The organism is Alkalibacillus aidingensis (assembly GCF_014595945.1).
In the GTDB taxonomy this organism is placed as follows: domain Bacteria; phylum Bacillota; class Bacilli; order Bacillales; family Alkalibacillaceae; genus Alkalibacillus; species Alkalibacillus aidingensis.
In genome coordinates this window covers 129815-142094 of sequence record NZ_JABXWU010000004.1, presented here as the reverse complement: position 1 = coordinate 142094, position 12280 = coordinate 129815, and the positions used below count along the sequence as shown (strand labels likewise).

Annotated in this window: 12 protein-coding genes; 7 read left to right on the top strand and 5 right to left on the bottom strand. The window is 37.2% G+C overall.

The genetic code is table 11. The annotated features are described in order from the left end of the window. Positions 1-48 precede the first annotated feature (48 nt). Both HWQ49_RS09000 and HWQ49_RS08995 read right to left on the bottom strand, forming a co-directional pair. Positions 49-306 carry a hypothetical protein gene (locus HWQ49_RS09000; RefSeq protein WP_188207281.1) on the bottom strand — a complete coding sequence of 86 codons (258 nt, stop codon included), beginning with the start codon at positions 304-306 and terminating at the stop codon, positions 49-51. A gap of 14 nt (positions 307-320) precedes the next feature. Further along, positions 321-1985 carry a sensor domain-containing protein gene (locus tag HWQ49_RS08995; RefSeq protein WP_188207280.1) on the bottom strand — a complete coding sequence of 555 codons (1665 nt, stop codon included), beginning with the start codon at positions 1983-1985 and terminating at the stop codon, positions 321-323. A 324-nt stretch (positions 1986-2309) separates the two neighbouring features. On the opposite strand from HWQ49_RS08995, the gene HWQ49_RS08990 reads away from it, so the two are divergent. Further along, a complete protein-coding gene (locus tag HWQ49_RS08990; RefSeq protein ID WP_188207279.1) occupies positions 2310-3878 on the top strand; it encodes an FAD-dependent oxidoreductase in 1569 nt (522 codons plus the stop codon). A gap of 162 nt (positions 3879-4040) precedes the next feature. Here HWQ49_RS08990 and HWQ49_RS08985 read toward each other — a convergent pair whose 3' ends face one another. Further along, on the bottom strand, positions 4041-4655 hold the full coding sequence (locus tag HWQ49_RS08985; protein ID WP_223155086.1) for a hypothetical protein: 615 nt from the start codon (positions 4653-4655) through the stop codon (positions 4041-4043). 190 nt (positions 4656-4845) lie between these two features. Here HWQ49_RS08985 and HWQ49_RS08980 point away from each other — a divergent pair, with 190 nt between their 5' ends. Genes HWQ49_RS08980 through HWQ49_RS08970 form a run of 3 tightly spaced genes read left to right on the top strand, consistent with a single transcriptional unit; the run spans position 4846 to position 6874 of the window. Beyond that, positions 4846-5754: a hypothetical protein gene (locus HWQ49_RS08980; protein ID WP_188207278.1), complete on the top strand. Its 909-nt coding sequence runs from the start codon at positions 4846-4848 to the stop codon at positions 5752-5754. Positions 5755-5760: 6 nt separating this feature from the next. Beyond that, positions 5761-6354 (top strand): hypothetical protein, encoded by a 594-nt coding sequence (locus HWQ49_RS08975; RefSeq protein WP_188207277.1) that lies wholly within the window; start codon positions 5761-5763, stop codon positions 6352-6354. After that, positions 6347-6874 carry a D-glycero-alpha-D-manno-heptose-1,7-bisphosphate 7-phosphatase gene (locus HWQ49_RS08970; protein ID WP_188207276.1) on the top strand — a complete coding sequence of 176 codons (528 nt, stop codon included), beginning with the start codon at positions 6347-6349 and terminating at the stop codon, positions 6872-6874. The genes HWQ49_RS08975 and HWQ49_RS08970 overlap by 8 nt, the downstream gene beginning before the upstream one ends. A gap of 44 nt (positions 6875-6918) precedes the next feature. Here the strand turns inward: HWQ49_RS08970 and HWQ49_RS08965 are convergent, their stop codons facing one another. Beyond that, positions 6919-7623 carry a CAP domain-containing protein gene (locus HWQ49_RS08965; RefSeq protein WP_188207275.1) on the bottom strand — a complete coding sequence of 235 codons (705 nt, stop codon included), beginning with the start codon at positions 7621-7623 and terminating at the stop codon, positions 6919-6921. Between the two features lie 232 nt (positions 7624-7855). On the opposite strand from HWQ49_RS08965, the gene HWQ49_RS08960 reads away from it, so the two are divergent. Then, positions 7856-9397 carry a globin-coupled sensor protein gene (locus HWQ49_RS08960; protein ID WP_188207274.1) on the top strand — a complete coding sequence of 514 codons (1542 nt, stop codon included), beginning with the start codon at positions 7856-7858 and terminating at the stop codon, positions 9395-9397. 44 nt (positions 9398-9441) lie between these two features. On the opposite strand, the gene HWQ49_RS08955 is transcribed toward HWQ49_RS08960, so the two are convergent. Beyond that, on the bottom strand, positions 9442-9894 hold the full coding sequence (locus HWQ49_RS08955) for a V4R domain-containing protein (RefSeq protein ID WP_188207273.1): 453 nt from the start codon (positions 9892-9894) through the stop codon (positions 9442-9444). Positions 9895-10014: 120 nt separating this feature from the next. Here HWQ49_RS08955 and HWQ49_RS08950 point away from each other — a divergent pair, with 120 nt between their 5' ends. After that, entirely contained in the window at positions 10015-11643 is a 1629-nt protein-coding gene (locus HWQ49_RS08950; RefSeq protein WP_188207272.1) for a sensor domain-containing protein, read from the top strand. A 140-nt stretch (positions 11644-11783) separates the two neighbouring features. Beyond that, positions 11784-12203, top strand: a complete 420-nt coding sequence (locus HWQ49_RS08945; protein ID WP_188207271.1) for a hypothetical protein — start codon at positions 11784-11786, stop codon at positions 12201-12203. The last annotated feature ends 77 nt before the right edge of the window (positions 12204-12280 follow it).

Below are 12280 nucleotides of genomic sequence, written 5' to 3'. Positions count from 1 at the left end.
TGTCATTAAATTACGGGCTCATTAATTAAATGTTACAATTATGTCAATTTACAAAATACTCACAATAATAGCTATAGCAATAATGATAATAACAAAAGATACAATATAAATGGCAGACAACATTGGAACATTAGATTTCAACGAATGATCCTCATATTCAATCGAACGCTCCAACTCTTCCTTCGCAGTCGTGCCTTGTCTTTCATACTCTTTTATTTTACGATTTTGCTCCTTGGCAATTAATAAGGTCGATACTAACGTAATAACAAATAATATACTAATGATAACAATTAATGTTGTGATCAATGAAGTTCCCTCGCTTAGTTAATAGTTGTCAGCTCGTAGGTATCTTTACCATGAGATTTTGCCTGGTATAATGCGTTGTCAGCAATCTTAAATAATTGATCTTCAGTGACTGACTGTGAATCTGGCATAGCTACACCTATACTGGTAGTCACATACACTTTTTGACCGCTGAAAATCCAATCATTCTCTAATACTTTTTGTATGCGATGGATAATTTCTATAGCATCTTGTTTGGACGTTATATTAGATAACAAGACAACAAATTCATCTCCACCGATTCGTGCGACAACATCAGAATCACGTAAACTGGCCTTAATCCGTTTACCGAACTCTTTAATAACCTCATCCCCCATATCGTGTCCTAAATCATCATTAATAGATTTAAAATTATCAATATCAAGCATCATCACCGCAAAATTTAGACCCTTATTTTGATAATCTTTTAGATGGTCAATCAAATAAGTTTTAAATAGACGACGATTAGGAAGTTCTGTAAGTGGATCATGGTAAGCGAATAGTTTTAATTGTTCTTCGTATTTCTTTCTTTCAGATATATCACGTGTAACGACAACCATCTGAATTCCATGATCATCGTAGATTGGCTTAGCCTGCAGTTCAAACCATAGCCATCCTTCTTCACGGTGCTTTTGTCTGAATTCTAGTGAAATAGGTTGTCCATATTCTTTGGAATAAGTAAACGCATCCAATACCCTGTCAAAATCTTCTTCATGCAAATTATGTAGTAATGACTGACCTACATAATGCTCCGGTGGATGACCCAGAATATATTTATAGGATGGAGAAGCGTAAGTGATATAGCCCTGATGATCAACTAACGTAATCAAATCATGAGAGCTTTCAGCAATCATACGGAATCTTTCTTCATTACTTTGCAAAGTACGTTCAGCTTGTCTTTGTTCTGTTATATCTTTCATGATCACATAAACACCTAATACGCGCTCATCAGCAACGATCGGTGTCATATTGACGTCTAATTCCATCTCTTCGTTATTAGTATTCGGAATCGTTACCTCAAAAGATTGTATTGAACGGCGTAAAGTTTGAATAAAATGTCGCTTCATTTGACGTCTCATTTTATGATCAATAATGTCAAATGCGAATTTCCCAATCAAATCTTTCTTATTATATCCAGTAAGCTTTTCAAAGGCGCGATTAACTTCCATCAGCTTACCTTTATGGTCTATTGAGAAAATAGCATCGGCATTATCGTGAAATAGTGACTTATAACGCTGTTTACTTAACTCTAGCCGTTGTTTGGAAACTTCTCTTGCTTCTTCAGCACGTTTAAAATCAGTAATATCTCTTGCCACTGCTACTACATGAGTACAAACACCACCTTCAGAAAATAACGGTGTTAGCTTAACCTCATTAACTTGTTCTGAACCGGTTGGTGCGTATAAATGATCCTCATATGTAATCACTCGACCTGTTATTACAGCCTCTATATATTTCTTCTCAAGCCGCTCAGCCTGTCCCATAGGGAGGACAGCTCTTAAATTCTGACCAATCGCATTCTTAGTTAATGGTGTCTTCTCTAAGGCTTGTTCGTTTATAAATTCGTAATAAAACTGACGATCCTCACCCACTTGCATGACGAACACCATACTATCAAAGCCACTCCTTAACACCTGATGAAGTAATTGATTTTCTAACTTCACAAATGATTCCCCCAGATACTCAGTTCTTCCCCTTGACCTATTAAAGCTTTAGCGAGTTAAATTAAATTATTTAAACACCTAATGATAGTGTAACGTAATTCATTGGTCCTAGCAAAATATCCCTAGTTACCTATCCTATTAGTTCCCTTTCTTCTATTTTACTCTAAATAAAAAGAAAATTCTACCAAATTCAAAAACCTTTTTCACTAAAATGTTGCGACTTCATTCGACAATTTTAAAACGGCATCTACTCATCATATCACATGTATACTCTCTGTCATTTAGCAAAAACTGTATGAAGGAATGTATGATGGAGGGAAGTTTATGAGTGAACATTTTGATTTACCAAATGAATCCAAGCCGATCTGGAAAGATACACTAAAGAATTTTTCCCATGAGCCCTTAAATGAAGATGTAAAAACAGAGGTAGCTATTGTTGGGGGTGGAATTACTGGAATTACCGCAGCTTACTTACTTAGTAAGTCTGGAACAAAGGTAACCTTAATTGATGCTGATCGAATCCTTAGTGGAACAACCCTTTATACGACTGCTAAAGTGACTGCACAGCATAACTTAATATATGATGAGTTGATTAGTCATTTTGGATACCAAATCGCTCGAGGTTATTACGAAGCTAATTCAGAAGCCATTAAATTGATTGAATCCATTATTCAAGACAACCAAATTGATTGTGCTTTTTCTAAGCAAGATGCCTACCTCTACTCCACAACTGGAGAATATGCACGAAAAATTGAAAAGGAATACCAAGCCTATGAAGGTTTAAATATAAATGGAAAAATAACCGATCAAATTCCTTTTAATATTGATATTGAAAATGCACTGTATATGAAGGATCAAGCCCAATTTAATCCAACTCAATATTTGAGTCAACTAGCGGACTTAGCCAAGAATCAGGGAACAAAGATTTATGAACAAACAACAGCTGTTGATGTCCAATCAGATGAAAACCATGCTACAGTTATAACTCGAGAAGGTCATAAAATCGAAGCCAAATATGTCTTATCCTGTTCTCACTTTCCTTTTTATGAGGGACGTGGTTTATACTCAGGACGGTTACGAGCTGACCGGTCTTATGTCATTGCCTTTCCGACTGATTCTTATCCTGGTGGTTATTATTTAGCTGTTGATCAGCCCTCTCGTTCTATAAGACAGACAACCATCCATCATCAAGATTATATTTTATTTGGGGGCGAAAGTCACAAAGTCGGACAAGGTGGGAACTTCCAAAAACATTATCATGCACTAAAACGCTCAGCTGAGCAGATTTTCGGCAAACAACCGATTATGTATCGTTGGTCTACTCAAGATCTAATTACATTAGATAAAATACCTTATGTTGGTCCTATTACCAAAAATGAACCTCGTGTTTTGGTTGCTACAGGTTACCGGAAATGGGGAATGACTAACAGTACAGCAGCAGCTAAACTAATGGCTGATACTGTTCAAGGTAATATTAATCCTTACCAGGAAGTTTATCAGCCTTCAAGGTTTAACGCAGACCCAAGTTTAAAGAAATTTTTTAGAGAGAACTTTGATGTCACTAAGCACTTAATTAAAGGGAAGTTGGCCTTTCCGAAAAACAAGATAGAAGACTTAGGAAAAGATCAAGCGACCACGTTTGTGACAAACGGTCACCGAAAAGGTGCTTACAAAGCTAACGATGGGACGGTCTATATTGTCGATACAACATGTACCCATGTCGGTTGTGAGGTTAACTGGAATGATGCTGAACGCACCTGGGATTGCCCTTGTCATGGTTCTCGCTTCTCTTATAAAGGAGAAGTTATTGAAGGTCCAGCTGAAACAGATTTAAAAAATTACGATTACCACTTATTAGATAATTTTGACCCGAATAAAGATGGTGGGTATTAAAAATTTCAATTTTAGTTTTCCATAATCATAATTAACTTATATAGTCTAAAAATGAATAATTCAAGGTAATAAGCTGTCCCAAAAAGCCCTTCTAACCACTTTTTGAGACAGCTTGTTTTTTAAAACTTTGATTTCATTAATACTCTTATTAGCATTTAAAATCTAAAAGCATTGGAAGGAGTCAATTCTCTCTAAATCGATCCCGAAATATGTCCAGAAGAATCCAGTCCAACGATACCCAGCAACTGATCTTCTACCTACATAAGTTGGATAGAACCAGAATCTCTGACGGTTATCTAACCAAACATATGTGTAGCGATAAAGGCAACGGCGAATTGCACCTGGGTCAACGGCCTGTATGCCGAATTCTGCTTGCTGTGGTGTAAATGATGGTGGTGGTGAAGATGGAGGGCCTACTTGTGGTTGCCCCGGTCCTCCTGATTGACCTGGTTGGCCTGGTTGAAACCCTGGTCCTCCTGGTTGGCCTGGAAAATCTGGTTGACCTGGCTGATATCCTGGTCCTCCTGGTTGGCCTGGAAAATCTGGTTGACCTGGCTGATATCCTGGTCCTCCTGGTTGACCTGGTTGGCCTGGTTGAAACCCTGGTCCTCCTGGTTGGCCTGGAAAATCTGGTTGACCTGGCTGATATCCTGGTCCTCCTGGTTGGCCTGGAAAGCCTGGTTGACCAAACTGTGATCCGATAAATCCTCCCAATAAACTTAACGGCCAACTATACCATTGGCGTTGGTCGTCTTGTGGATAATAATTTTGATCCAATGACCTCGCACTCCTCTCGAAGATTTTGTTGTATCTAACCCATATTATGTACTGACGTATGAGCAAGTGCCTTGTCTTCAGCTGAAATAGGCATTTGTATTATAATCTTCGAAATAGTTACTTTTCACCCTAATCTTTTCCAAATAATCATGATATGATGGTTTTAACAATGAAAAAAGGGGGGGATTTAATGTTACATAAAGAGAAATACTTTTGGACTCTGATGACCATCTTCTTCATTGCTATCATCGGAAATCAATGGTATTACCACTCGAAGACACTTGATCAACCAATTGTATTCGATCATGACATATATATGGAAGCGTCACCAGAAGGAAGTTTTCAACTATTCTACCTTGTCAATAGACATGATTCGACACACATACGGAAGGTCTTTTTAACTGAAGGTGATAAGTCTGTGCCGCTTCAACCACAAGCACCATTTCAGCCATTTAGTTCTCACCAAGGTCATCACGATACTTTTGGAGAATTTAATCACTATGCTATTAATACAGCCAACCTTCATCTTAATGATCATATACTTATTCAGCTTTTAGCAGAGTCAGATCACTTTGTAACAGATAAGATGACCGTTGAATTTTCAGATGGTACCAGTCAAGATATTGATATTAACCTGTCCATAACAGAACCAAAACCACGACCCAAACAGGGACTATCTCATCATGCTAGTGTTAGTTCAAGTCCTAAATCTAGTGATTCTTATCGAGCACAAGAAAACATATCGATTGATCAAATCACTTATCCATTAAGGGATCAATTTCCAAGTGGATTACAAGTCAAGGTTCAAGCACCCGCTCAGCCAGGGGTGGTCAACGACATTGAACAGTTAGCTTGGAATGAGGTACCAGGCGATGAGTTAGAAAATATCTCCTATCCACTGACACTTGAAGAAAATGAATCAATTTTAGTGACACATCAAGCAACAAATGATTTAACAATTATGATCGCAGCACCCTTAATCCTTCATGGAGAAACTGAAACTGGTGAATCGTTTCAACAAAAGATTCATCTATCAAACCTCCCTTACCACCTAGACCAAGAAGCCTTAATAGAATTTATAGAAACGAAAGGAAGGTGAAGAAGAATGAAGTATGCTTTCACACTTATGTTTTGGGGTTTTATCATCGTTTTTCTCGAAATTTTTATCATTAGTATCGATATTTCTCCAGATCCTATTGGATTTTTTATGATAGCTGTAGGCCTTTATCACCTAGAAAGCGATTATCCAATAGCAAAACGTGGTGGATTAACGGCATTTATTCTGGCAGCACTCTCCACTCCATCTGTATTTATTGCAAATAACGATTTACACGAAGCAATCACTGGTGGCTGGTTTTTCTACTCTACAGCTTTAACGATCATGGAAGTTATTCTTGTTTACTTTATCTTAAAGTTGATGATAGAAATCTGTAAGGAATTCAAATTAGAAGAACTTCAAAACAAATATAAGACTTTCCTTAATTGGTATGTCAGTGTATTTATCATTGTCCATTTATTGTCTGCTTTCACTCTCAATGTTTATAGCAATACATATGGAAGTTTGGTCATAATCTTTGGCCTAATCAGTTTGGTATTTCATATAGTCTTTTTAGTATACTTGTTTAAATTTCGACAAATCGAAGAAAATAATCATTATGACACAGATCTACCTGATCAAAAGGAGAATGTAAATGAATAAAGCTGTATTTCTGGACCGTGATGGCGTTATTAATGAAGTAAAATCGGAGCGAGTTCGCTTTGTCAATAAACCTGAGGACTTCCACTTTTTAGAAAGCTCCAAACAAGCTATGGCAAAATTAGATCATGCTGGTTATGATTTATTTGTTGTAACCAATCAAGGTGGGGTTGGTCTTGGTTATATGACCAAAGAAATGTTAGATGAAATCCATAAGAAAATGACCGAAGAAATTAAAGAGGCAGGGGCGACCATTAAAGAAGTTAAAGCTTGTATTCATAAGCCCCATGAAGGCTGTGAGTGTCGCAAACCCAAGCCTGGTATGATTCTTGACTTAATCGATCGCTATGATATTGATCCAAATCAAAGTTATATGATTGGAGACCGAGAAGTTGATTTAGAAGCTGGCAATGCAGCGGGTGTGACAAGCCTCATGGTGGATGATGAGTCACCACTAGCCCACCAATCCTTTAATAGCCTACCAGAAGCGGTTGACTGGATCTTATCTACGAAATCTTCTTAAGAGTTTAAAGAAACACCCACAAATTTCAAAAAATCTTGTGGGTGTTATTTTCCAACAAACATTTGCGTCCAGTAAGTCTGATAACCCTCTTGAACAAAACCAACACCAATATGTGTGAACGTGTCATTTAATATATTTTCTCGATGTCCTTCGCTATTCATCCAGCCATCCATTACTTGTTCTGGTGAGCGTTGTCCCATGGCAATATTTTCACCAGCAGCTCGATACTCAAGACCATAGTGATCCATCATCTCAAAAGGTGAGCCGTATGTCGGAGACTGGTGGTCGAAATAATCATTAGCTGCCATATCATTCGATTTCTCACGCGCTACAACACTAATTTCATCTGAAAAATCTAACGGAGATAACCCTTCTTTGTCACGCTCTTCATTCACTAATGTATGGACCTGCTCCTCAAACTCAAGAGCGTCAAAATCTGAAACCTCTACCTCTGACTCTACTTTGCTTGGGTCTTCTGATTGAGTCACCGGTGCTGATTCAGATTCACTTTCATTCATTTGTGAAAATGTGACGGCAATTTGATCAAAAGTATTAATCGCATAACTTACCATATGGGTTAAATCAACTTCAGACATACGTTCCATGAAGTCATCAACTAATCCACTATTTAATTGGCTTTCATCCTCATGTTGACCTTCTACTTGGCTACTTGTTAGTTGATTAAATGGGACGACATTAATTGTGAAAATAATCGCTCCAACTAATACTAAGGTTTTTATGACTCGCATGTCTGAGCCCTCCTATAATGATATCCTCATTCTATTATAATTGAATCATTACCATGATGAACATATAAACCTCTATTTAAACAAGTGTGAAAACATTTCCACTTCCTTCACTAAATGATTTTTAAATTATAAATGACGTTTAACATATCTAACAATTGATATAAATCAATGAAATGACTCTAGAGTTTGAACTAACCTATTAACAAGAAGATGAAGAAGGAAGGTTATAGTTATGTTAGAAATGATCATGGATATACCAACGATCAAAGATATATTTCATAAGTATTCCAACAAAGAACGTTATACTACTGCGATTATTAAGTATTACAAGCAACTAACTAAACCGACCTTGGATGAAGAATACATCGAGTATCGTAAAAAGATCGGGCAGATTCACAACAAGATCCACCTAACAGACGAATGGTTTATTGGCTCTTACACACGTGTTTATGAATATATCATTCCGTTTATCGCTGCAAAATTTCATAAATCACCTAATGAACTGTCCAAGATTCTCGTAGCACTTAATCGAATTATTACATTTGATAGTTTAATTGTTTTAAGTGCTTATCAAGAAGCACATGATTACCAGATGGTTCAAAGTATTAGCACCGTGATGGAGTATGTCACCAGCGCTGACCAAGTCAAAGGATTAATGGAAGATGTTGAAAACACGACACATGAAACCGAAAATGTCAGTGCCTCTTCACAAGAACTGAGTGCTTCAGTGGAAGAAGTAGCGAACAATGCCGTATCTGTATCCGAAAGCAGTGAACAAATGGTAACAGAAGCAAGAAAAGGCCAAGAAGTGATCGAAACGTCACTTAATAGTCTCCTTACGATGGCAGACGACTTCACCAATACGAAGGATAAAATTGACCAACTCGTTAAAGAAGTAAACGATATATCCCAAGTCGTCGATTTTATAAAAAATATTGCCAGCGACACGAACCTATTAGCCTTAAATGCTTCCATTGAAGCTGCACGTGCAGGAGAAAGTGGAAAAGGATTTGCAGTCGTTGCTGATGAGGTTAGAAACTTAGCCGAGCAAACCCAGCAATCTGTCGAAAAAATCTCTAGCACGATTATCGGCATTCAAAATGAAGCCGAATCAGTCGGAGATGAAGTAGATCAAATGTCTAACCAAATCCACGGTCGGGTAACTCAAACGAAAGAAGCGATCACAACCCTTGATGATATTATGGTTCAAGTCGATGAAGTAAGTAGTGCAACTAGTAATATAGCAGCGATCGCAGAACAACAATCAGCTGCAACTCATGAGATTACTGATCGCATTACCAATGTCCACCAGCATACTGAAGATATCAAAAAACAAGGGAACTTAACAGGACAATCGATTTACCAAGTTAGCTTAGAAGTCGATGAACTTAGACACCAGACAATTGAGGTCATCCCAGAACTAACCCCTGCTCAAAAGCTTCGTGTCGCACAAACTGAACTTAAAAATAAGAAATGGTTCATTTACAATAAGATGCTCGGTTACGAAGACCTAGCAAATGAACAAGTCTTAAATGATCATAGTCATTGGTATCAAGAGCTTAAATCAGACGGTCAGATTAATTCTCTTGATTCATTTATCGAATTAGATTCACACTTAAAAACGTATCAACAATTAATAACTGAGGCTAATAACTTAATCCATCATGATGCATCTAAAGTCGATTTAACACAAATCGATAACGTCTTAACCACGCTCATTCGACTCATTCAAGACGTAGAAAACAGCCTAACCAAGCAATGGTACAATACGTAAAAACACCTCTCCTAGAACGAATCTGGGAGAGGTGTTTCTTAAATCTATGAAAAGTTAATTTTATACTCGCATTTTTCATCACCATTGACATTACACTTAACTTCTCTAATATTAATTTTCCCATCATAGACAGTTGATAGGGCACCTTCCAAGATTGCCCCTTCTAAGTCACAGACCATATTCCCTTCATGAACTGGTAACCCTTCACAAAAACAGTCTTCAATGGAGATATGAACCTCTTGATCATCAGTTTGATCAATAATCTTAGGAATTCCGATTTTCATTTCTTCAAACACCTTCAACGTTTCTTCTAAAGAGTTCACTGGAATACTCTCTCCAATTTTTCTCCCTACGGTTATGGTAGTGTTCTTACCTTTCATGGGTAACCCTTGATACATCCCAATAAGCCTTACTGACCTAAATAGTTCTAATGGAACCATATCACCTAACGTGTCTCTTTTAATCTCCTTCATATCGTCAAATGAAAATAAATTCATCGCTCACACCCCCATTAATAGTTAATCCCATTATTTCAAAGAAAAGGACGGAGAACATTGACACAAATCAAGTACATAATCATCCACTTAAATTATGCTTTGGATAAAGGAGGAATCGTGATGAATAATCAGTTTCAACATATTTGTGAGCAAGGGTTCGAACAGCTCTCTGTCAGTATGTTAATTACTGACCTTAACGGTAAAATCACCTACGTGAATTCGGTTTTTCAAGAGCTTACCGGAACTAGCATTAATGAGGTGCTTGGTTCACATACAAATGATCATTTTAATTGTCCAATCACACTTGAGGAACCTTGGGAGGGTGAATGTCAACTTCGACATAAAAATCATGGGATATCAACACAATGGGTGGTGATCACACCGATTTATGACGATGAGGGAATGTTCTTGGAAACGGCAATATTTATTTGTCCTAACCCAGGTGATATCGATACACTAACCAAGCTTCCGAATCGACGGTCTTTTGAACAACAGCTTCAACAAGCATTATCCGATTCAAAACTCCAAGATCAAGTATTTGCAGTATTGTTTTTGGACTTGGATCGGTTTAAATTTGTTAATGATACGCTCGGTCATTCATCTGGTGATTCCTTATTGCTCCAAGTCACCGAACGAATAAAAAGAAGTATTCGCTCACAGGACATCATAGCCAGAACGGGTGGGGATGAATTTGTTTGCCTACTACGGAATATCAACTCGGAAAAGGATGCAGAAAATATTGCCAAACAAATAATCACTTCTTTTAATCACCCATTTCATTTAAAAGAGACAGAGATTCATATTACGACTAGTATCGGGATCAGTCTTTATCCATTTGATGGCGATGATTTAGAAACATTAATTTCAAACGCTGACTCGGCAATGTATCGCGCCAAGCGAAAAGGTAAAAACCAAATCGAAAAAGCTGAAGTCGAAATCAATGCCGGTGCATTCGAACGACTACTAATCGAAAACAATCTTAGAATGGCCTTATCAAGAGAGGAATTTTACTTAGTCTATCAGCCACAACTCGACCTTAATAGTAACCAAGTAAATACCTTTGAGGCGCTGATTCGCTGGAACCATCCCGATTTAGGCATTATTCCACCATCAGAATTTATTCCAATTGCAGAAGAAACGGGGCTGATCACTCCTATTGGTGATTGGGTCATTCAAACTGCTTGTGAAAAAATAAAAGAATGGGAACAAGCAGGATACCCAGCTATAAAAGTTGCCGTCAACTTATCTGCCCAACAATTTCTTCAAAAAGGCATGGTAGATAAACTGACGGATACCTTGATTAGAACTAATGTCGACCCAAGCCTACTCGAACTTGAAATAACAGAAAATATGGTCATGCATGATGTGGAATCTGCGGTTTCAACTCTCCATACACTAAGAGAACTAGGTGTTCGTATTTCAATTGATGATTTTGGTACGGGATACTCCTCCTTAAATTACTTAAGAAATTTTCCTGTAGATCACTTAAAAATAGATCGGTCGTTCATCAATGATATCGAGACCGATCCAAGCAGCAAGGCACTAACCAATGCCATTGCGACTTTAGCCCATGACCTTGACCTAAAGGTGATCGTCGAAGGTGTCGAAACACTCAATCAACTCAATTTACTAAGAGAATCATCATGCGATATGGTTCAAGGCTACTATTTCAGCAAACCCCTTACCTCTGATTTAGTGACAAGTTTTATGAATTATGTCAACCAGGAAGAGACTTATTCATTTACTTAATAGTCTAAAATTATGACCAAGGACAAATGACAATAATTTTATCTCATAAGTTAGACACCAATCTTTCAAGAAAAATGCACAAGTATTGCAAAAAATTGATTCATAGTAATGTTAGAAATTAAAGAAAAGGGGATTATTGTATGCGTAAAATAGGAATTGGCATAGGAACCATATTGATTATCGCATTAGCACTTTTTATATTAATAGAAGATCCCAATAATTCAAATAGCGATATCAAAGATGTTGGCTTATCCCAAGAAGAAGTTGAAGAAGGTTTAGATCTACAGGAAAATGGTGCTGATGGTACTTATGTAGTTAATTTATTAGAAGGAAGCTTTGAAGGAGAAGTTAAGGGCACTGTACTTTCAGATACTGATTGCGAAGCTGATGAGGAAGGAATAAGTCGGTGCCATAACGAAATAGAACTTGAGAATCAAAAGGAATTAAAGATTAAAAATCCACACAATATGCAAAATAATCGTTGTTTAAGTCCTGGTGAAACTATTCATCTATCGAAAAATCAAGAAGGAAAGATAGTTGTTCAGTTAACAGAAACTTAAAAAGATCAAATAGTATAGTATGATTGATAGCCCAGTTAGATGACTAATAAAACAGTCTCCTAACTGGGTTTTACCAA